Genomic DNA, 19004 nt, shown 5'->3' with positions numbered 1-19004 from the left:
CCGTCGCACTCAAACCGGTTTATTCCCTGTTCAGTGCGGTGTCGGTATTGCAAACTCCTTCAAAGGCTGGCGCCCTATGGCGCCAGCCTTTTTGTTTTTAGTGGCAGCGGGTGCGCAAGCGGCGCCCGTCGATGTCTATCGTGGCACGCTGGGCGGCTCGGCGGTGGTGATGGAGCTGGGCAAGCCGGGTGAGGATGGCGAACGCCAGGGGCGCTATTTCTATCTGCGCCATGGAGTGGATATTCCACTCCGGGGCGCGCTGAATGCGCTGTCTGAGGCGCGTCCTTTGAATAACGACTGGGCGCGTGAAAGCGGTGGCGAGCCTCCTGTGTTGACCGACTCCCAACAGCGCCGCATCGTTTGGCATCTGCGCCAGCAAGGCAGTGCTTTGGCGGGTGAGTGGGTGGATGATATTCATGGCAAAAAACTGCCGCTAGCCCTTACCCATATTGCGCAGTACGACCCTGAAAAGATAGCGCCATTCGGTGTGGAGGCCGTGACGTTGGCGATTGTGCAAGGTGCGGGCAGCGGTATTGCATCGGGCGTTGCCATCTCGGCACAGGCCACGCCCTACGACTATCTGAAAGTGGCCGAGCAAAAGCTGGAGCAGGGCAAGGAAGTGGTGGTCAGCCCCACTCTGGCCTGGAGGCCGGTGCGCGATGCGCGTACCCAGTTCTGGTATCCGCGCCTCACGCGTCACCCGGATAGCAAAATTCTGGCGCAGACCAATACCGTTCTGGAGCAGCGCCACTGGGGCATGAGTCTGGAGGCGCTGGCCTGTGTGGGCTCGATCTACCAGAACGCCGGCCCGGCGGCAGGCTCACTGGGGGACTTCAATAACGAGTCGATCAAGGTGACCTACCTCTCAAGCGCCTTGATGAGTGTGGTGGAGTCCGGCTCAACCGGTTGCGGCGGCGCGCACCCCAACAATCACTACGACCCTTTTGTGCTGGATTTGCTGCGGGGCGGCTATATGGACTTCACCCGCCTGCTCAAGGACGTGAAATATGGCGAGTACAAGCTGGAGTATGGTGATCGGCTGTCGCGTTTTCTGAGCAAGGCAGTGGACCGGCATTCCGAGGATGACAAGGAGTGCACCGAGCTGCTGCCTCAGTACATGGCGCTGATGTTCGATAAGCCCGACAAGATGAGTTTTGTGATCTCAGGCATAGGTCACGCCATGGGAGTGTGCCTGGGCAGTGGCGTCAGTGTCCCGTTCAAGGAGCTCAAGCCCTATATCAAGCCGGGGGCGCAGCGCTATTTGCAGCCCTGAGTCCCCGTTCAGCGCGATATGAGGCAATGGCGTTGGCCGGTCTCTGCATTCGCGCGCAGTCAGATCGGGCTTGCTGACCGATAATGGTCGGCTTGGCGGCATGACTTCTGTCCGTTTGGCTGTCCGTTCCGAATTTTAGTTTTTGGCGAGTTTGAGATGCTGTATCTGTCCACCCGCGGCCATGCTGACCGCAAGCGTTTTTGCGACATTTTGCTCGAAGGCCTGGCCCCCGATGGCGGCCTGTACCTGCCCGTCGAGTATCCCCAGATTGACGATGCCAAGCTGAGCCAGCTGCGCGAGACGCTGGCCAACAAGGGCTATGCGGCCCTGGCCTTCGAGATTCTGTCGCTTTATATCGACGACATTCCGGCCGAGGATCTGCGCGCCCTGTGTGCCAAGACCTATACCAGGGAAGTCTTTGGCAGCGACGCCATCGTGCCCGTGCGTCAGCTCGACGGCGTGCTGCACATCGAAGCCCTGTCCAACGGCCCCACGCTGGCCTTTAAGGACATGGCCATGCAGCTGCTGGGCAATCTGTTCGAGTACGAACTGGCCCGCCGCAACGAGGAACTGAATATCCTGGGTGCCACCAGCGGGGACACCGGCAGCGCGGCCGAATACGCCATGCGCGGCAAAAAGGGCGTGCGCGTCTTCATGACCAGCCCCCACGGCCGCATGAGCCCCTTCCAGCAGGCGCAGATGTTCAGCCTGCAGGACGAGAACATCCACAACATCGCCATCGAAGGCGTGTTCGACGACTGCCAGGACATCGTCAAGGCCGTCTCCAACGACCACACCTTCAAGGCCCGGTACAAGATCGGCACGGTCAACTCCATCAACTGGGCACGTCTGCTGGCCCAGGTGGTCTACTACTTCGCCGGCTATCTGCAGGCCACCCGCTCCAATGACCAGAAGGTGAGCTTCACCGTGCCTTCCGGCAACTTCGGCAATATCTGCGCAGGCCATGTGGCGCGCCAGATGGGTCTGCCCATTGCCAAGCTGGTGGTAGCCACCAACGAAAACGATGTGCTCGACGAGTTCTTCCGCACCGGCGTCTACCAGGTGCGTGGCTCGGCCAATACCTACGAGACCTCGAGCCCCTCGATGGACATCTCCAAGGCCAGCAATTTCGAGCGCTTTGTGTTCGATCTGGTGGGCCGCGACGGCGTGCGCACCAGGCAACTGTTCGCTGAAGGCGTGGCCAAGGCGGGCAAGTTCGATCTGAGCACAGATCCCGCCTTCGAGGATGCGGCCGGCAAGTACGGTTTTGTGAGCGGCAAGAGCACGCACGCCGACCGTCTGGCCACCATCAAGGACACCTTCGAGCGCTTTGACCAGATGATCGACACCCATACCGCCGACGGCGTGAAGGTGGCGCGCGAGCATCTGGGTGCCGAGCCCATGCTGGTGCTGGAAACCGCTCTGCCCATCAAGTTTGCCGCGACGATCGAAGAAGCGCTGGGCCGCCAGCCCGACCGTCCCGCCAAGTTCAACGGCATCGAAGACCTGCCCAAGCGCGTGGTCGTCATGCCCTCCGACGTGGACAAGGTCAAGGCCTTTATCGCCGCAAACTGCAGATAAAGTCCTGCGGCGTTAAGCTTGAAAAGCACCTGTGGCTTGGCGACAGGTGCTTTTTTTCTTTGGATAAAATTGGTACTTTGAGCTTTTCCATAGAGCGTTGGTAGCTATCAAAAACATATTGAAATCAAGATGAAGGTCATAGGCTTTGCCGGATATTCGGGCGCGGGCAAGACCGCCCTGGTCGAGGCGCTGGTGATGCTGATGAAGCAGCGCGGGCTGCGGGTCTCGGTCATCAAGCATGCCCATCATGACTTTGATGTGGATCGCGAAGGCAAGGACAGCTGGCGCCACCGCAAGGCCGGTGCCTACGAGGTGCTGCTCGCGTCCGACAGGCGCATGGCGTTGATGCGCGAATACGAGCAGCCTGCGCAGCCCAGCGTGCACGACATGCTGGCGCAACTGGACCCCAGCGTGGACTGGGTGCTGGTTGAAGGCTTCAAGCATGGCGAGCTGCCCAAGATCGAGGTCTGGCGGCGGCAGCAGGACAGGCTGGACAAGGGCAAGAGCCTGGAGCCGCTGTTTGCCCAGGACTCCCGGGTGCTGGCCGTGGCCACCGACGCTGCCCATGACCTGCCGCAAGCGCCTGTCCAGCCTGTACTGGATCTGAACCAGCCCCAGCTTGTGCTGCAATGGCTGCTGGCGCATTCGGATTCTCTGCAATACAAGAACTAAGGAAAGACACAGCAATGCAAGCACCACAGACGCCCCGCAAGCCGCTCAAGCCTCTGGACGAGGCCCTGCAGGAGCTGCTGGCCCATGCCCGGCACCAGGCCGGCGCACAGCTGGTGGATACCTTCGATGCCGATGGCCGCGTGCTGCTGCAGGCCGCCGTCTCGCCGCTGCAGGTGCCGCCTCAGGACAACTCGGCCATGGACGGCTATGCAGTGCGCGCCGCCGAATGCGTGGGCGGCACGGCGGTGCTGCCGGTGTCGCAGCGCATTCCCGCCGGCACCTCACCTGAGGCCCTGGCTGCAGGCTCCGTCGCCCGCATCTTCACGGGTGCGCCCGTGCCGGCCGGGGCCGATGCCGTCGTCATGCAGGAGGACTGCGAATTGCTCGAGGACGGCCGTGTGCGCATCAAGGTCGAGCCACGGGGCGGTCAGTGGATTCGCCGCGCGGGCGAGGACATCACGCAGGGAGCGACCGTGATCGAGGCCGGCACCCGCCTCACGCCAGCCCACCTTGGTTTGGCTGCCAGCATGGGCTTTGCCCGCCTGCAGGTGGCACGCAAGCCGCGAGTGGCCTTGTTTTCCACCGGCGATGAACTGGTCATGCCCGGCACGGTGGCTCCGCAGGACATGCCAGCGGGCAGCATCTACAACAGCAACCGCTTCTTCCTGCGTGCATTGCTGTTGCGCATGGGCTGCGAGGTGACGGATCTGGGCATTGTTCCCGACGACCGCGAGGCCACGATTGCCGCACTCGCCGATGCCGCCATGGACCACGACGTGATCGTCACCAGCGGCGGCGTCTCCGTGGGTGAGGAAGACCATATCAAGCCCGCGGTGCAGGAGCTGGGACAGCTGGATCTTTGGCAGATCAACATCAAGCCCGGCAAGCCTTTTGCCTATGGCCGCGTCAATCGCGAGTCCGGCACGGGCTTTGCGCACTTCATCGGCCTGCCGGGCAACCCGGTCTCGAGCTTTGTCACCTTCCAGGTGCTGGTGCGCCCGTTCCTGTTGCGTCTGCAGGGCGTGCAGCATGTGCTGCCGCGAGCCATAGAGGCGCGCGCCGATTTCGTCTGGCCAAAGGGCGACAAGCGCAGAGAGTTTCTGCGGGTGCGCTACAACGAAAGCGGTGGGCTGGAGCTGTTCAGAAACCAGAGCTCGGGCGTGCTGACTTCCACGGCCTGGGGCGACGGCGTGGTGGACAACCCTGCCGGCACCACGATTGCCATGGGAGACAGCGTGCGCTTTATCCCATTTGCCGAGCTCATGGCCTGATGGAGTTGGAGATGAAGACCGTTACGATTCGATATTTCGCCTCTATCCGGGAAGCCTTGGGTACGGGCAGCGAAAGCCTGCAGACTCCGGCCACTACCGTGGGGGCATTGCGCGAGCAACTGATGAGCCGCAGCGATGCGGCTGCCCAGGTGCTGGCAGCCAGCAAGGCCGTGCGCATGGCGCTGAACCAGGATATCTGTGATGCCGATGCCGTGCTCAGCAATGGCGACGAAGTGGCGTTCTTCCCGCCTGTGACGGGCGGCTGATGAGCCTTGCCGCTTGTTGCCTCACACACCGCTGCTGTGCTGCTCCCGCCATGGTTGCGGGGTCAGCCCCTGAGTCGCATACCCATCTCTAATGCCATGACCGAAACCGCCGATTTGTCCACTCCCGAAGTCAACCCCGAGATCAGTGCCCGCACCCGCAGGGCTCTGGCTGAAGCGCGCGAGCGCGGAGTCAAGCTGGGTACGGCCGGTGCGGACAATATCCGCGCCACGGTGGAAAAACGAAAATCGGCGGCCGATGCCTTTGCCAGGCAGCACGAAGCGCTATTCGCCGAATTGCAGCAGCAAGGCCTGACCCACCGCGCCATGGCGGCCGAACTCAATGCGCGGGGCATTGCGGCCGCCAAGGGCGGTGAGTGGACCCATGGTCAGGTGCAGCGCATTCTGAACCGCTATGCGGACTGGAAGGCTGCCTAGTCGGCCTAGGTCCGAGGATAGCCACCGCATCTCAAGCCGTGCAGCTTCTGCCGCACGGCTTTTTTGATGGCGCAGGGTAATTGGTGAGCATTGGCCTGGAGCGAATGAGCCATGCAGTACAGCGCAAGGCCGTGATTCAGCGCCTGTCTGCCATGCACGTCGCGGGCTTCTGCCTTGTGGCTGCCAGTGCCAGCAAGCCCAGCACGATCAGCATCAGGCCATAGCCAAAGGTGGTGGGCACCAGCCCCAGGCTCTGGGTCAGCAGGCCTGCCGCGATGGCGGGCAGGCTGAAGGCCAGATAGCTCAGCACATAGATGGTGGACAGCAGGCCGCCGCGCTCATGCGGCTCGGCCAGCGGCAGCACGCTGCGCAGCGCCCCCTGAAAGCCCACGCCAAAGCCCGCACCGGCAATGACGGAGGCGGCCACCATCAGCGTCAGGCTGTGACTGGCCACGCCCAGCAGAAGAATCACGATACCCAGCGGCAGCACCGAGCCGCCAAAGCGCAGCATGCGCTGGGCCGTCCAGTGGCGCAGCAGCCAGATGGCCGCTGCGGCACTCAGGGTGTTGATGCACACGGCCAGGCCTGCCATCAGGGTGGAGCCGGTGATTACCCGCAGCAGGGTGGGGCCCAGCGACAGATAAAAGCCCGCCAGCGCCCAGGCGGCGATATCCAGCGGCGCCATGCGCAGGAAGGCCGGGCGGATATGCGCGGGAAGGCGGATGCGAGGCCGCATGGAGGCCAGGGCCCCGCTGCGGCGGCTGACGGTTTCAGGCATCACGGCAATGGCCCAGGCCGATGCCGCAAATACCAGCAGCAGCCACCAGTAGATCTGGTGCAGTCCGTCATGGCCGTGGCTGGCCAACTGGTTGGCACCGAACACGCCGGCTGCCATGCCGATCATGGGAGACAGTGTATTGATCAGCGCACCGCGTTCGCGGTCCATGTCGAGCAGGGCAGCGCCCAGGGCTGCACTGGCCATGCCGGTGGCAAAGCCCTGCACCACGCGCGACCAGAGCAGGGCTTGCGCATCCTGTGCATGGGCGAACATCAGCATGGAGACAGCCTCCAGTCCCAGGGCGGCAAGAATGACGGGGCGCCGGCCCAGGTAATCGGACAGTGCGCCCATGGTGAGCAGGGCGACGAGCAGGCTGAAGGCATAGACCGCGAAGATCAGGGTCAGCATGCCCGACGAAAAGCCCCAGGCCTGCTGGTAGAGGCGATACAAGGGCGTGGGAGCGCTGGACGCAGCCAGAAAACTGGCCAGGGTCAGGGCGACAGCAGCCATATTGCGGGTGCTGGACGCCGCAGTCAGGGATATAGAGGATGTGGGCATGGGAAAGCAGGCTCCGCTACCATAAAAGCAAAATTTTTGCGTTTGCGTATTCTGCGTTAATTCTTTGTTAACGCAAATATTTAGCTTTAATGACCATGATTGCAAAAGACCCAGTCCAATCCCGACCTGGCGGGCGCAGCTCCCGTGTACAGGCCAGCGTGCATCAGGCGGTGAGGAAACTGCTGGAGCGCATGCCGCGCGAGGAGCTGACCTTTCCCCTGATCGCCACCGAAGCCGGCGTGACGCCTTCCACGCTGTACCGCCGCTGGGGCGATCTGCCGCAATTGCTGGCCGATGTGGCGCTGGAGCGCATCCGTCCCATTGCCGAGCCGGCGGACACGGGCAGCCTGCATGGCGATCTGCAGGCCTGGACCGAGCAATACATCGAGGAAATGGGCTCGCCTCTGGGGCGCACCTTGCTGCGCGATACCTTGGTGGCGACCCAGGAGGATCAGGTGACTTGCGCCTGCGTGGACATCATTCGCGACCAGCTCGGCATTGTGCTGAGCCGGGCCCGGGCGCGTGGCGAGTCGGGTCCCGATGTGGACACCATGCTGGATCAACTGGTGGCACCCATCGTCTATCGCATTCTCTATGGTCTGCAGCCTGATGTGGCTTTCGGGCGCAAGCTGGTCGAGCACCTGACGCCCAAGCAGGCCTGAGGCGCTTGCACTAGAATCGCGGCTCACAGGTGCTAAGGGGCGCCTGCCCGCACAAGAGGCTCTCACCCTTGCTTTAGGCAGCGTGTTCACGCTCGATTCGATGTTCTGTCAGACCATGGTTGTTCTAAGGGCCCAGCGCGGGAGGCTCCTATGCAACCTGGAGCACTGTCATGACTTCATCTCTCCTTCCCCAGGCGCGGCGCGCGCTGACGCGGGACTACAAACAGGCGTTTCCCGCCATGGGTATCTACGCGGTGCGCTGCGATGCTGCCGGCTTGTTGCGCCTGGGTGCCAGCCGCAATGTGGATGCAATACTCAACCGCCTGCGGTTTGAGCTGAGCCATGGCTCCCGGCGCGATCCGGCAATGGCCCAGGCCTGGGCCCGCCATGGCGCACAGGCATTCCGTTTCGAAGTACTGGACCGCGTCAAGGAACGCGACGACCCTTTGTTCGACTATGACGCCGAACTTCAGGCCTTGCTGTCCCTGTGGCAGCAAGAGCTGCAAAAGGTGCAAGAGGTGCAGTCATGAGCGGCGCATCCGTGAATGTCATGAGCTCAGGCCAAGTGCTGCCCGATGGTGCTGCAGCTGTGGATCCGGCGGGTCCGGTCATGGGGGCAAGTGCTGTTTCCCGATTCCTGTCGCAGCAAGTCCTGGTCGACGAGATCAAGGTGCGCGCCCGCGTGCGCTTGAGCCGTGCACGGCGCGATGGGGCGGCGGGCTCGACCACCTTGCGCGATCACCTGCATCAGGCGGCGCGCGAGGTCGGCTTTGCCGGCTGGGAGCAGGCGCGTCGGGTGTTGGGAGCGCTGGCGGCACCGGGAGATGACATGGGCAGCTTCTGGCATGTGCCGCGTAGCGGCATTCTTCTGCACATCTGGTTCAGCGAGTATGCACAGGCGCGCAGCGTGCTTGCACAGCAGGCGGATGGCTTTTTGCTGCCTTATCGGCGCCAGTGCTTCATCGTGCAAGCGCCGTTCATCGAGGCCTTGGGCTTGAAACCGGCCGACCCGGCCTGGGCCGCCATAGGGCGAGATCTGGTCGCCGCCTACGGAACGCCTGCCTGGCGGGCCTTGGCCTGGCAGCGTCTCAATGCGCCTGCCGGAGCCTTCTGATCTGCTCTCGAGTGAAAGAGGTTCCTGAAATCTGAAGCGACAAATGCTGGTCCGAGAGCGCTGAAAACGGGTTCTGTCCGGGCTTTCAGGCCGGGTCTGCAGGAGCGGAGAACTGCGGTGCACGCCATTCCAGCAGCTCGGCCAGGCGCTGCACGATCCAGCCCGCTTCAAGTGCCGTGACGACCGAGCCCTCCGCGGCCAGGCCCGCATGCATGCCCAGCAGCACCTGCTCTTCGGAGGAGTTGCCCGAGTGATAGAGCATCTGCGCCTGCTCGGTCAGATGGCTTGCCAGGTCTTCGCACAGCTCATAGCGTGCGACGACCTCGGCAATCGGGGCGGACAGCTTGCCGCTGCGCGTGCGAAACAGCTCGGCAAAGCTGGGCGGCGGCTGAATCTGGCTGGTATCGTCCATAGAGCCTTGACCTTTAGCTCGGTTCGAACAGGCGCTCGAAACGCTCGATGTCCACGGCCAGCTCGCAGGTAATGAGCTGGCCCGATTTGTTGTCGCGCTTGCGGTGGGCGGCAAACAGCGTGGCCTTGCCCTTGAAGTTGTAGTCGGGCAGATGGATCAGCTCATAGGGATAGGGCACAAAGAGCTGGAACTCGAAAATCATCCGGTGCTCGTTGCGCGGAGAGGGGTACAGCGTGTACTCCGGCAGATTGATGGTTTGTGTGGCCATGGCGCAATGCTAATGCGCCGGACATGCCCATGCTGGCCTGCGACAATGCGGCTATGACTGCTGCACGTGTATCCATTCAGACCCAGGACTTTGACCTCTCGGCCGAGATTGCCGCCTTGCGCACCGGCGATGCACGCGTGGGCGCGGTCTGCAGCTTTGTCGGCACGGTGCGCGACCGCAACGAGGGCGATGCCGTCTCCAGCATGGAGCTCGAGCATTACCCCGGTATGACCGAAAAGTCGATCGAGGCCATCATCGACAAGGCCGTGGCGCGCTTTGGCATCTATGGCGCGCGTGTGATTCACCGTATCGGCCTGCTGCAGCCCATGGACCAGATCGTGCTGGTGGCCGTGACCAGCGCCCACCGCGGCAAATCCTTCGAGGCCTGCGAATACATCATGGACTATCTGAAGTCCGAAGCGCCGTTCTGGAAAAAAGAGCAGACCGGGCAAGGCGCACGCTGGGTGGATGCGCGTGTCAGCGATGAGCAGGCATTGGCGCGATGGCAGTGATTCTATGAATTGATAGCTGCTTACGCATTTACCCATTGAGTTTCAATTGAAAAATCATCTGAAACGCAATACGAAAGAGCGGTGGATGCTATGCTTTTTGTAGATCGTTCCGCTGCAGCCAGCGGGGTGGCTTGAAGACCAGTACATTGCCAGCCATCACCAGGATCAGGCCCAGCATGCCGGCGGCAGTCCACTGGTAGCCTTCGAACAGAGCCGAGATATTGAGCGCCACAATGGGAAACAGCACTGTGGCATAGGCGGCTTTTTCGGGTCCCAGTCGGCCCACCAGTGTGAGGTAGGCGGTAAAGGCAATCACCGAGCCGGGAATGGCCAGATACAGCAGCGCGCCTGTATATTGCAGGCTGGTATCAAAGTGCCAGGGCAGACCGGCAATCAGCGCATACGCTAGCAGCAGCAGCGTGCCGGCCAGCATGCCCCAGGCATTGGTGTGCAGCGGCTTGTAGCCCAGGCTCTGCAGCGATGCAGAAAGCATGTTCCCGCAGGAAAAGCACAGCGTTCCACCCAGCGCCCACAACAGACCTTGCCAGCTGGCGTGCTGGCCTTGCTGCAGCTCCGGCCAGAACAGAATCACCAGGCCCGTCAGGCCCAGAGCGCTGCCTGCGAGCACATTGGGCGCAAGCCTGCGACCATGGATGACTCGCGCCAGAAATGCATTCCAGATGCTGGCACTGGAAAACACCACGGCAGCCAGACCGCTGGTCAGGGTCTCGCTGGCGTGCATGAAGCAGACAAAGTTCAGGCTGAACAGGCATAGCCCCTGGCCCAGCACGCGTGGAATGGCTGCGCCGCGGGGGGCGCGCCACTGGCGGGTCAGCAGCAGCCAGGCAAAAAGCACCAGGGAGGCAAGACCAAAGCGGTAGGCGATGGACAGCTCTACGGGTACGCTGCCCAGTTGCATCTTGAGAGCGATCCAGGTGGAGCCCCAGATCAGCACGACCAGGGCATAAAGAGGTAAAAGCATGGCAAGTCTTGGTGCTTGGAAGAACCAAGATCTTGCGCGCCTGGATTGGCTCTGCATTGCACATTCCTGCGGTTTTGTGGCGCTGCAGCAAGCGCGGCCAGATGGCTGGCGCCACAATGCAGGCATGCCCGCCAGCGTTGTATCCGCCCCTTCGCATCTGAGTCATGTACTGGCTCGGTCACGTGCCCAGATCAGGCGCAGAGCGGGTTTGAGCCAGTCGCTGGAATTGGCAATCTGGGCCAATCACGATGATGAGGTGCACTACCGCCAGCAGGGGCATCACACGTTGTCTGTCTATCTGGCCGGAGGTCAGGGGTCGCAACTCAAGGACGATGCACTGGCCCGAGGCGAAGCAGGGCGCTTTTGCGTTCTCCCGGCCGAGCATGAATCGCGCTGGCTGGTGCGCGAGCCCGTGCAGTTTCTGCACCTGTATGTCTCGGATATTGCCTGGGCCGACCGTGTGGTGCGCCTGCTGGATTCCGAGCCGCGCAGCATTACGCTGACACCACAGATTTATTCCCAAGACCCAATCTATGCGCAATGGGCACAGGCGCTGTGGCGACTGGACTGGAGTGGGGCTCACGACATATGGCAGGCGGACTGCCTGAGCCAGCAAGTGCTGGACCGGCTGGTGCTGCAATCGGCGGCGCCCTGGCAGCGGCACAAGCTGCTGAAACCACTGGGTGGCCTGTCATCCACGGCCCGGCGCAAGGTGCTTGACTATGTGGATGCCCATCTGGCCGACAGCAAAGCCCTGAGCTTGCCCGCGCTGGCGCAGGTCGTGGCCTTGTCCGAATATCACTTTGCCCGTATGTTCCATCAAAGCATGGGTTGCACCGTGCATGACTGGGTCATGCAGCGGCGTCTGCAGCAGGTCTGTGTCCGCCTGCAGGGCTGCACAGGCAGTGCGAGGGGGCGCACGCCGCAGCTGGCATGGCTGGCCGCCGAAACGGGGTTTGCCAATGCCAGCCATTTGCTGCGCAGCTTTCGCAAGCACTATGGGCTTACTCCTACGCAACTGGCCCGCTGCTGGCGCGATGCTTGACTTGATATACCGCAAGCAGGGTGGTTGTGGATCTGCCTTTTGCTGTTTTTTGCGCATTAGGGTCTTGAAACCCCCTGTTTGACTATCAGATAAATGGCAATGAATCTGATTGGAGCGAAAGCGACAAACCATGCGAATTGACAAACTGACGACCAAATTCCAAGAAGCCTTGGCCGACGCGCAGTCCCTGGCGCTCGGTGCTGATCAATCCACCATCGACCCACTGCACCTGCTGGTAGCCATGCTGCGCCAGGACGACGGCCCGCGCGCGCTGCTGCAGCGCGCCGGCGGCAATGTGCAGCAACTCAAGAACCTGGCCGAACAGGCCATGGCTGATCTGCCGCGCGTGCAGCAGCAAGGCGATGTGCAGGTCGGCTCGGAGCTGGCTCGGCTGCTGCAGGCCTCGGAGAAGGAAGCGCTCAAGCGCGGTGACCAGTTCATCGCCAGCGAGCTGTTTCTGCTGGCGCTGGCCGATGCCGCAGGCTCGGCCACGCGTGCCGGTGCTTTGCTCAAGCAAAGCGGCGTGAGCAAGTCCAGCCTGGAGGCTGCCATCAATGCCGTGCGAGGAGGTCAGAACGTGGACAGTGCAGAAGCCGAAGGCCAGCGCGAAGCGCTCAAGAAATACACACTGGACCTGACCGAGCGTGCCCGCAGCGGCAAGCTGGACCCGGTGATCGGCCGCGACGATGAAATCCGCCGCGCCATCCAGGTGCTGCAGCGCCGCAGCAAGAACAACCCCGTGCTCATCGGCGAGCCTGGTGTGGGCAAGACCGCCATTGTTGAAGGTCTGGCCCAGCGCATTGTGGCCGGCGAGGTGCCCGAGAGCCTGCAGAACAAGCGCGTGCTGTCGCTGGACATGGCGGGCCTGCTGGCTGGTGCCAAGTACCGCGGCGACTTCGAGGAGCGCCTCAAATCCGTGCTCAAGGAAATTGCACAGGACGAAGGCCGCATCATTCTTTTCATCGACGAAATCCACACCATGGTGGGCGCCGGCAAGGCCGATGGCGCCATGGACGCCGGCAATATGCTCAAGCCCGCACTGGCGCGTGGCGAGCTGCATTGCGTGGGTGCGACCACACTCGATGAATACCGCAAATACATCGAAAAGGATGCCGCTCTGGAGCGCCGCTTCCAGAAGGTCATCGTGGACGAGCCTTCGGTGGAGGACACGATTGCCATTCTGCGCGGCTTGCAGGTGAAGTACGAGGCGCATCACAACGTCGATATCACCGACCCCGCCATCGTTGCCGCTGCGGAGCTGAGCCATCGCTACATCACCGACCGTTTTCTGCCTGACAAGGCCATCGACCTGATCGATGAGGCTGCGGCCAAGATCAAAATCGAAATGGACTCCAAGCCCGAGGTGATGGACAAGCTCGAGCGCCGCATGATTCAGCTCAAGATCGAGCGCGAAGCCATGAAGCGCGAAAAGGACGAGGCTTCGCAAAAGCGCCTGCAGTTGATCGAGGAAGAGCTCGAAAGCCTGGAGCGCGAGTACGCCGACCTCGAGGAAATCTGGAAGGCCGAGAAAGCCAGCGCTCTGGGCTCGGAGCAGATCCGCAAGGAAGTGGACCAGTTGCGCATCCAGATTGAGGAGTTCAAGCGCAAGGGCGATTTCAACAAGGTGGCCGAGCTGCAGTACGGCAAGCTGCCCGCACTCGAAAAGCAGCTGCATGAAGCTCAGGCCAAGGAGGAGGGCCAGGACGGCGCAACGGCCAACAAGCTGCTGCGCACCCAGGTCGGAGCCGAAGAGATTGCCGAGGTGGTCAGCCGTGCCACTGGCATCCCCGTGGCCAAGATGATGCAGGGTGAAAAAGACAAGCTGCTGCACATGGAGGGCAAGCTGCACGAGCGTGTGGTGGGTCAGGAGGAGGCGATCAGCGCCGTGGCCAATGCCATCCGCCGCTCGCGCTCGGGCCTGTCAGATCCCAATCGTCCCACCGGCTCCTTCCTGTTCCTCGGCCCCACGGGCGTGGGCAAGACCGAGCTGTGCAAGGCGCTGGCAGGATTCCTGTTCGACAGCGAGGACCATCTGGTGCGCATTGACATGAGTGAGTTCATGGAAAAGCACTCTGTGGCACGCTTGATAGGTGCGCCTCCCGGCTATGTGGGTTACGAGGAAGGCGGCTACCTGACGGAAGCCGTGCGTCGCAAGCCCTATAGCGTGCTGCTGCTGGACGAGGTGGAAAAAGCCCACCCCGATGTCTTCAATGTGTTGCTGCAGGTTCTGGACGATGGTCGATTGACGGACGGCCAGGGTCGCACGGTGGACTTCAAGAACACCGTGATCGTGATGACCAGCAATATCGGCTCGCATTTAATACAGGCCATGGTTGGCGAGGATGCCGATGATGTGAAGGAAGCGGTCTGGGGGGAACTTAAAAACCATTTCCGACCCGAATTCTTGAACCGCATCGATGAAACCGTGGTTTTCCATGCCCTGGATGCCAAGAACATCGAGGCGATTGCCAGGATTCAGCTGAAGTTGCTGGAAAGCCGTCTGCAGAAGATGGAACTGAGCATGCAGGTGTCCGAGCAAGCCCTGGCCGAGCTGGCCAAGGTGGGCTTCGATCCCGTGTTTGGTGCCCGTCCGCTCAAGCGCGCCATCCAGCAGCGTATTGAAAACCCGCTGTCCAAGTTGTTACTTGAGGGAAAGTTCCCACCCAAGAGTACGATAGCTGTGACAGTCGACCCGGTGAATGATCCCGGGGTGTTCCGGTTCGAGTCCGCAGGCACTGCCTGAGGCCCCGAACCCTAGAAAGAGGTATTGCTTTGAACGATTTCGCCGCCACTGCAACCCGTTGGGCCGTCCGCATCATGCTGATGCTGGTGGGCCTGGTGTTCTTCCTGTGCCTGATGGCCGTGGCCTGCCTCATCGCCCTGGCCTGGGGCGTGCGCGCCCTGTGGGCCAGGCTCACGGGCCAGCCCGTGGTGCCCATGAGCATGGGCGCCATGAGTCCTTTTGCCGGCTGGCAGACGGTGTACCGTTCGGGAGCCGAGTGGATGGCGCAATCGTCGGGCAATGCCGATGCCAAAAAGGATGGGCGTGAAACCCGCGGGCGCCGCGGCGTTCTGCCCGGCAGCGGCGATGTGACCGATGTGCAGCCGCGCGAGGTCCATGAGTCCTGATAGAGCTGCGAGCTGATCGCCAACAAAGAGCCTGCGCTTGTATGTGTCAGGCTCTTTTTTTACGCGGTACTTACCTCGCTTGCGCTGAAGTAAGGACGAATTCAAATTCTTCGAGGGCACAATGGCAAAAAAGACACCTGAGCAAAAAGCTGCCGAGGAGCGCCGCTACATTGCAGCCTGCGGCGCTGCCAATGTGCAAGAGCTGGAGCCTTTCCTGACGGACCCCAATCAAGCCATCCGGGCGACTGCCGCGATGAATCCAGATGCGGATGCAGAGATTCTTGACCGCTTTGCAGATGACAAGTTCTGGGGCGTGCGCATGGAAGTCGTTCGCCACGCCAATGTCGGCGAAGCCACGCTGCGCCGCCTGCTGGAATCCAGCCTTCCCAAGCGTGGCGTGGTGCACCATGCCGCGCGTGCCAGGCTGGAAGAGCGCGGCATTGCATTTGGTGCAGATGGCATGCCGCTGGAGATGTCTGTATGAGGGGAAGCTGGTCCGATTACAGGTGCTGGCTTGGGTAAGAATGAAAACGAGTGAACAGAGGTTTTGAAGACAGGCATGAACTACATGGACTTGCATCGCATCTTTGACTTGCAATACCAAGCCAGCCGCGCGCAGGTTGATGTACCTGTGCTGGTGCGCCGTGAGCGTTTGCTGCGCCTGCAGAAGATGCTGGATGAGAATGGCGAGCAGCTTTGTGCCGCAGTGCAGCAGGACTTTGGTGTGCGCTCCGAGCGCTGGACCGAAATGCTGGATCTGATGCTGGTGCGCAATATGCTCCGGCACACGCTCAAGCATCTGTCCAAGTGGTGCAAGCGTCAGAGCGTGCGCACGCCGCTGATGCTGCAGCCCGGCAAGGCCTGGGTGGAGCGCCAGCCTCTGGGTGTGGTGGGCATCATCTCGCCCTGGAACTATCCGCTGCAGCTATCGCTGGCGCCGGCCATCACGGCTTTGGCGGCGGGCAACCGCGTGATGCTCAAGCCCAGTGAGCTGACGCCGCATACCTCGGCAAAAATGGGCGAGCTGGTCGCCCAGTTCTTTGCGCCCGAAGAGTTCTGCGTGATCGAGGGGGACGTGGCCGTGGCCACGCAGTTCTCGGGACTGCAATTCGACCATCTGCTGTTCACCGGCTCCACGGCCGTGGGGCGGCGTGTGGCGCAGGCCGCAGCCGTGCACCTGACGCCCACCACGCTGGAGCTCGGGGGCAAGTCGCCCTGCATCATTGCGCAGGACTGCGATATGCAGGCCGCTGCGCTCAAGGTGGCCTACGGCAAGCTGGTCAATGCCGGGCAGACCTGCATCGCTCCCGACTACGTGCTGCTGCCGCGCGGTAAGGAGCAGGAGTTTGCCGAGGCCTATCAGGCGGCGGTGCAACAGCTGTACCCGCGCATTTCGGGCAACCCGGATTACACGGCCATCATCAGCAAGCGCCATCTGGCACGGCTCAAGCAGATGCTGCGCCAGGCGCAAAGCCTGGGAGCGCAGGTGCACTGGATGCATGAGGCAGCAGCTCCTGCGGTCGATGGCGACACCACGGCCTGGGGCGAGGCCGTGGAGCGGCAGTTCGCTCCGGCTCTGGTGTTCGGCGCCACGGGCGAGATGCAGCTGATGCAGGAAGAGATCTTCGGCCCCATCCTGCCTGTGATCTCCTATGAGCATATCGAAGACGTGATCAATGCCATCAACGCCAGCCCGCGCCCGCTGGCGCTGTACTGGTTTGGCAACGACGAGGCCGAGCGCAATGCGGTGTTGATGCGCACCGTCAGCGGAGGCGTCTGCGTGAACGACACCTTGCTGCATGTGGCGCATGAGAACTTGCCGTTCGGCGGTGTCGGCGACAGCGGCTGGGGTGCCTATCACGCAGAGCAGGGCTTTTTGCGCTTTGTGCACCAGAAGGCGGTTTTCGTGCAGTCACGCTGGGCGGCGACTTCCCTGCTGTACCCGCCGTTCGGGGAAAAATTCGATCGGGTGATGGACCTAATGCGACGCTGGCTCTGAAGTTTCTTGGCCGTCGCACAGGGATTGAGTGCTTCGATGCTGTTGTGAGCGCTTGCCAGATTGTCATCAAATGTGACGCAAACCATTGATGGTTGCGGGCTTGCTGCTCTGCTTAGTGGAGCGCATAGCACATAGATTGCGCCATAGCAAGAAATTGCGAACAGCCGCAGTTGAGCAAATGGCTAACCACTGCACCGCGTGCCAAAACTCTGAATCTGTAGACAATTACGCCCTTCTATTCTTACATGTTTCCGCCCCGGTTTTTCCATGTCTAGTATCCAGGTCCGTCCCGCTACTCTTCGCGATGCAAAAGCGATTGCCCAGATCCATACTGCTTCCGCACTGGAGGCTTATCGAGGTCTGGTTCCCGATGATCAACTGAAGGCCATGTCCTCGGTTGAAAAGCGCCAGGCTTACTGGCGCGAAGCTATTGAATACTGTGAGCCACAGGTCCAGGTCGCCATCGACGGCGACAAGATCGTTGGCTTTGTCGGCTTTGACCGCTCCCGCGATGAAAAATCCCGCCAGACCACCGGCGAGATCTGGGCCATCTATGCTGCCCCTTCCCACTGGAATCAAGGTGTTGGCGTCGCCCTGTGGGACGCCGCCCGTGATGGTCTGCTGGAAGAAGGTTGCACCAATGTGACCGCCTGGATTCCGCTGCGCAATGAGCGTGCCCTGCGTTTCCATGAAATGGCAGGCTTCAAGCGTGAAATGTCCACGGCCAAGACGGCTGTGATCGGCAGCATCAAGATTGAAGAAGTGCGCGTCAAGCGTCCTCTGAACGGCTGATCACAGCGTTCAACACTCACTGAAAGACAGGCCGTGACGTCTCCCAACAGCAAGCTCGCGGCCTCAGTCTGCGCTCCCGCATCTGCTTTCGACCTGCTGCAATGGCAGGAGCAAGGCCAGGCCTATACAGCCTTGTGGCGCAGCGAAAGCAGCCTGCCCAAGCCCCGCCGCATCGAAGTTGCCGATGACACCATGCCCGCTGATACGGCGTTTCGCCATATCAGCGAAGGTGCGTCGCTGCTGTGGCGCGGTGATTTTCAGAATGCGCGTCAGCTGTTGCTGGCACTGGGCCGCCGGCTGGACAAGAAGTCGCGTCGCAAGAGCCCGGCAAAGAGCACTGCTGCATCAGGCTTTCCCCACGCGTTTCATCTGTATCGCCAGTCCCAGGCACAGCGTGCACGCATGCTGGGCAGCATTCTGATCGAGCTGGATGTGCAATGGCATTGCGCCTTGCGCCGGGCTCCGGACTGGAGTCTGGCCTGCTCCGAGGCCTGGGGTGCCGTTTCGGCCGAAGCACATGCGCAGTCTGTGCTGGTGCCGCTGCGCGATCTGCTGGGGGTGGTCGGCGCCCATGAATGGCGCAAGAAGGGCGTGGAGATTCCTGCTCTGGACGGCGCCCGCATTCATGCGCACTACGGTGTTTTCTCGCCCGTGCGCGGCGAGTATCTCGATCTGGTGGCGCGTGCGAGCATTCCCGCTGCCGCTCTTCAGCAGGCCTGGGATATTGGTGTCGGTACGGGCGTGCTCTCGGCATTGCTGCTCAAGCGCGGCGTGAAGTCGGTGGTCGCCACCGATACCAGCGAGCGTGCGCTGGCCTGTGCCACTGAGAATCTGCAGCGTCTGGGTCATGCTTCCCGGGTTGAGTTGCAGCATGCCGATCTGTTTGCGCAAGGGCAGGCCGGCCTGATCGTTTGCAACCCGCCCTGGCTGCCGGGCAAGGCAGCATCGGTGCTCGATCAGGCCATTTATGACGAAGACAGCCGCATGCTGCGCGGTTTTCTGCAAGGGCTGGCAGCGCACCTGCTGCCAGGCGGCGAAGGCTGGCTCATCCTGTCGGACCTGGCCGAGCATCTGAAGTTGCGTACGCGTGACGAGCTGCTGGGCTGGATTGACGACGCCGGCCTCAAGGTGCTGGGCCGCGATGACGTTCGCCCGCACCATGGCAAGGTACAGGACCGCGAGGACCCCTTGCACACTGCGCGCGCGGCCGAAGTGACCTCGCTCTGGCGTCTGGCCAAAGCCGGCTGACAGACAG

At 61.9% G+C, this 19004-nt stretch carries 21 protein-coding genes; 17 read left to right on the top strand and 4 right to left on the bottom strand.

Annotated elements, in window-relative coordinates:
• The first annotated feature begins 76 nt into the window (after positions 1-76).
• The 6 genes from CTATCC11996_RS12450 to CTATCC11996_RS12425 all read left to right on the top strand — a co-directional run bounded on the left by CTATCC11996_RS12450 (position 77) and on the right by CTATCC11996_RS12425 (position 5498).
• Positions 77-1273 carry a hypothetical protein gene (locus tag CTATCC11996_RS12450; protein WP_003076567.1) on the top strand — a complete coding sequence of 399 codons (1197 nt, stop codon included), beginning with the start codon at positions 77-79 and terminating at the stop codon, positions 1271-1273.
• A gap of 156 nt (positions 1274-1429) precedes the next feature.
• Positions 1430-2854, top strand: coding sequence for a threonine synthase (gene thrC / locus CTATCC11996_RS12445; protein ID WP_003076566.1), 1425 nt, complete (start codon positions 1430-1432; stop codon positions 2852-2854).
• Between the two features lie 129 nt (positions 2855-2983).
• A complete protein-coding gene (gene mobB / locus CTATCC11996_RS12440) occupies positions 2984-3526 on the top strand; it encodes a molybdopterin-guanine dinucleotide biosynthesis protein B (RefSeq protein WP_003076564.1) in 543 nt (180 codons plus the stop codon).
• 14 nt (positions 3527-3540) lie between these two features.
• Positions 3541-4797 carry a molybdopterin molybdotransferase MoeA gene (locus tag CTATCC11996_RS12435; RefSeq protein ID WP_003076562.1) on the top strand — a complete coding sequence of 419 codons (1257 nt, stop codon included), beginning with the start codon at positions 3541-3543 and terminating at the stop codon, positions 4795-4797.
• Positions 4798-4808: 11 nt separating this feature from the next.
• The gene (gene moaD / locus CTATCC11996_RS12430; RefSeq protein WP_003076560.1) at positions 4809-5063 is read left to right on the top strand and encodes a molybdopterin converting factor subunit 1; all 255 of its coding nucleotides are present in this window, start codon (positions 4809-4811) and stop codon (positions 5061-5063) included.
• A gap of 96 nt (positions 5064-5159) precedes the next feature.
• Positions 5160-5498, top strand: a complete 339-nt coding sequence (locus tag CTATCC11996_RS12425) for a recombinase family protein (protein WP_003076559.1) — start codon at positions 5160-5162, stop codon at positions 5496-5498.
• Between the two features lie 136 nt (positions 5499-5634).
• Here the strand turns inward: CTATCC11996_RS12425 and CTATCC11996_RS12420 are convergent, their stop codons facing one another.
• Complete coding sequence (locus CTATCC11996_RS12420; protein WP_034348974.1) at positions 5635-6834, bottom strand: MFS transporter; 1200 nt, start codon at positions 6832-6834, stop codon at positions 5635-5637.
• A gap of 89 nt (positions 6835-6923) precedes the next feature.
• Between CTATCC11996_RS12420 and CTATCC11996_RS12415 the strand changes: the two genes are divergently transcribed.
• From CTATCC11996_RS12415 to CTATCC11996_RS12405, 3 genes are all read left to right on the top strand, one after another.
• Positions 6924-7496 carry a TetR/AcrR family transcriptional regulator gene (locus tag CTATCC11996_RS12415; RefSeq protein WP_003076554.1) on the top strand — a complete coding sequence of 191 codons (573 nt, stop codon included), beginning with the start codon at positions 6924-6926 and terminating at the stop codon, positions 7494-7496.
• A 170-nt stretch (positions 7497-7666) separates the two neighbouring features.
• The gene (locus CTATCC11996_RS12410) at positions 7667-8026 is read left to right on the top strand and encodes a GIY-YIG nuclease family protein (protein ID WP_034348972.1); all 360 of its coding nucleotides are present in this window, start codon (positions 7667-7669) and stop codon (positions 8024-8026) included.
• Positions 8023-8610: a hypothetical protein gene (locus tag CTATCC11996_RS12405; protein WP_003076551.1), complete on the top strand. Its 588-nt coding sequence runs from the start codon at positions 8023-8025 to the stop codon at positions 8608-8610. The genes CTATCC11996_RS12410 and CTATCC11996_RS12405 overlap by 4 nt, the downstream gene beginning before the upstream one ends.
• 85 nt (positions 8611-8695) lie before the next feature.
• On the opposite strand, the gene CTATCC11996_RS12400 is transcribed toward CTATCC11996_RS12405, so the two are convergent.
• The gene (locus tag CTATCC11996_RS12400; protein ID WP_003076549.1) at positions 8696-9022 is read right to left on the bottom strand and encodes a hypothetical protein; all 327 of its coding nucleotides are present in this window, start codon (positions 9020-9022) and stop codon (positions 8696-8698) included.
• A gap of 13 nt (positions 9023-9035) precedes the next feature.
• Positions 9036-9290 (bottom strand): hypothetical protein, encoded by a 255-nt coding sequence (locus CTATCC11996_RS12395; RefSeq protein ID WP_003057869.1) that lies wholly within the window; start codon positions 9288-9290, stop codon positions 9036-9038.
• 53 nt (positions 9291-9343) lie between these two features.
• On the opposite strand from CTATCC11996_RS12395, the gene CTATCC11996_RS12390 reads away from it, so the two are divergent.
• Positions 9344-9802 carry a molybdenum cofactor biosynthesis protein MoaE gene (locus tag CTATCC11996_RS12390; RefSeq protein ID WP_034349101.1) on the top strand — a complete coding sequence of 153 codons (459 nt, stop codon included), beginning with the start codon at positions 9344-9346 and terminating at the stop codon, positions 9800-9802.
• Positions 9803-9890: 88 nt separating this feature from the next.
• Here the strand turns inward: CTATCC11996_RS12390 and CTATCC11996_RS12385 are convergent, their stop codons facing one another.
• Positions 9891-10784: a DMT family transporter gene (locus tag CTATCC11996_RS12385; RefSeq protein ID WP_003076544.1), complete on the bottom strand. Its 894-nt coding sequence runs from the start codon at positions 10782-10784 to the stop codon at positions 9891-9893.
• Between the two features lie 124 nt (positions 10785-10908).
• On the opposite strand from CTATCC11996_RS12385, the gene CTATCC11996_RS12380 reads away from it, so the two are divergent.
• From CTATCC11996_RS12380 to CTATCC11996_RS12350, 7 genes are all read left to right on the top strand, one after another.
• Positions 10909-11829, top strand: coding sequence for a helix-turn-helix domain-containing protein (locus CTATCC11996_RS12380; protein ID WP_034349098.1), 921 nt, complete (start codon positions 10909-10911; stop codon positions 11827-11829).
• A 130-nt stretch (positions 11830-11959) separates the two neighbouring features.
• Positions 11960-14572 carry an ATP-dependent chaperone ClpB gene (gene clpB / locus CTATCC11996_RS12375; RefSeq protein WP_003064338.1) on the top strand — a complete coding sequence of 871 codons (2613 nt, stop codon included), beginning with the start codon at positions 11960-11962 and terminating at the stop codon, positions 14570-14572.
• Between the two features lie 29 nt (positions 14573-14601).
• Positions 14602-14958: a hypothetical protein gene (locus CTATCC11996_RS12370; protein ID WP_003076540.1), complete on the top strand. Its 357-nt coding sequence runs from the start codon at positions 14602-14604 to the stop codon at positions 14956-14958.
• A 121-nt stretch (positions 14959-15079) separates the two neighbouring features.
• Positions 15080-15442: a hypothetical protein gene (locus CTATCC11996_RS12365; protein ID WP_003076538.1), complete on the top strand. Its 363-nt coding sequence runs from the start codon at positions 15080-15082 to the stop codon at positions 15440-15442.
• 75 nt (positions 15443-15517) lie between these two features.
• Positions 15518-16957 carry a coniferyl aldehyde dehydrogenase gene (locus CTATCC11996_RS12360; protein WP_003076536.1) on the top strand — a complete coding sequence of 480 codons (1440 nt, stop codon included), beginning with the start codon at positions 15518-15520 and terminating at the stop codon, positions 16955-16957.
• Positions 16958-17224: 267 nt separating this feature from the next.
• Positions 17225-17749, top strand: a complete 525-nt coding sequence (locus CTATCC11996_RS12355; RefSeq protein WP_034348967.1) for a GNAT family N-acetyltransferase — start codon at positions 17225-17227, stop codon at positions 17747-17749.
• 33 nt (positions 17750-17782) lie between these two features.
• Positions 17783-18997, top strand: coding sequence for a methyltransferase (locus CTATCC11996_RS12350; protein WP_003076534.1), 1215 nt, complete (start codon positions 17783-17785; stop codon positions 18995-18997).
• The last annotated feature ends 7 nt before the right edge of the window (positions 18998-19004 follow it).

Source organism: Comamonas testosteroni ATCC 11996, assembly GCF_000241525.1.
Lineage (GTDB): Bacteria > Pseudomonadota > Gammaproteobacteria > Burkholderiales > Burkholderiaceae_C > Comamonas > Comamonas testosteroni.
This window is presented reverse-complemented; position numbering and strand designations above follow the sequence as displayed.

Coding starts and splice junctions, on each gene's coding strand:
- CTATCC11996_RS12450 (WP_003076567.1), top strand. CDS start 77: ATGGCGCCAGCCTTTTTGTTTTTAGTGGCAGCGGGTGCGCAAGCGGCG.
- thrC (WP_003076566.1), top strand. CDS start 1,430: ATGCTGTATCTGTCCACCCGCGGCCATGCTGACCGCAAGCGTTTTTGC.
- mobB (WP_003076564.1), top strand. CDS start 2,984: ATGAAGGTCATAGGCTTTGCCGGATATTCGGGCGCGGGCAAGACCGCC.
- CTATCC11996_RS12435 (WP_003076562.1), top strand. CDS start 3,541: ATGCAAGCACCACAGACGCCCCGCAAGCCGCTCAAGCCTCTGGACGAG.
- moaD (WP_003076560.1), top strand. CDS start 4,809: ATGAAGACCGTTACGATTCGATATTTCGCCTCTATCCGGGAAGCCTTG.
- CTATCC11996_RS12425 (WP_003076559.1), top strand. CDS start 5,160: ATGACCGAAACCGCCGATTTGTCCACTCCCGAAGTCAACCCCGAGATC.
- CTATCC11996_RS12420 (WP_034348974.1), bottom strand. CDS start 6,834: ATGCCCACATCCTCTATATCCCTGACTGCGGCGTCCAGCACCCGCAAT.
- CTATCC11996_RS12415 (WP_003076554.1), top strand. CDS start 6,924: ATGACCATGATTGCAAAAGACCCAGTCCAATCCCGACCTGGCGGGCGC.
- CTATCC11996_RS12410 (WP_034348972.1), top strand. CDS start 7,667: ATGACTTCATCTCTCCTTCCCCAGGCGCGGCGCGCGCTGACGCGGGAC.
- CTATCC11996_RS12405 (WP_003076551.1), top strand. CDS start 8,023: ATGAGCGGCGCATCCGTGAATGTCATGAGCTCAGGCCAAGTGCTGCCC.
- CTATCC11996_RS12400 (WP_003076549.1), bottom strand. CDS start 9,022: ATGGACGATACCAGCCAGATTCAGCCGCCGCCCAGCTTTGCCGAGCTG.
- CTATCC11996_RS12395 (WP_003057869.1), bottom strand. CDS start 9,290: ATGGCCACACAAACCATCAATCTGCCGGAGTACACGCTGTACCCCTCT.
- CTATCC11996_RS12390 (WP_034349101.1), top strand. CDS start 9,344: ATGACTGCTGCACGTGTATCCATTCAGACCCAGGACTTTGACCTCTCG.
- CTATCC11996_RS12385 (WP_003076544.1), bottom strand. CDS start 10,784: ATGCTTTTACCTCTTTATGCCCTGGTCGTGCTGATCTGGGGCTCCACC.
- CTATCC11996_RS12380 (WP_034349098.1), top strand. CDS start 10,909: ATGCCCGCCAGCGTTGTATCCGCCCCTTCGCATCTGAGTCATGTACTG.
- clpB (WP_003064338.1), top strand. CDS start 11,960: ATGCGAATTGACAAACTGACGACCAAATTCCAAGAAGCCTTGGCCGAC.
- CTATCC11996_RS12365 (WP_003076538.1), top strand. CDS start 15,080: ATGGCAAAAAAGACACCTGAGCAAAAAGCTGCCGAGGAGCGCCGCTAC.
- CTATCC11996_RS12360 (WP_003076536.1), top strand. CDS start 15,518: ATGAACTACATGGACTTGCATCGCATCTTTGACTTGCAATACCAAGCC.
- CTATCC11996_RS12355 (WP_034348967.1), top strand. CDS start 17,225: ATGTCTAGTATCCAGGTCCGTCCCGCTACTCTTCGCGATGCAAAAGCG.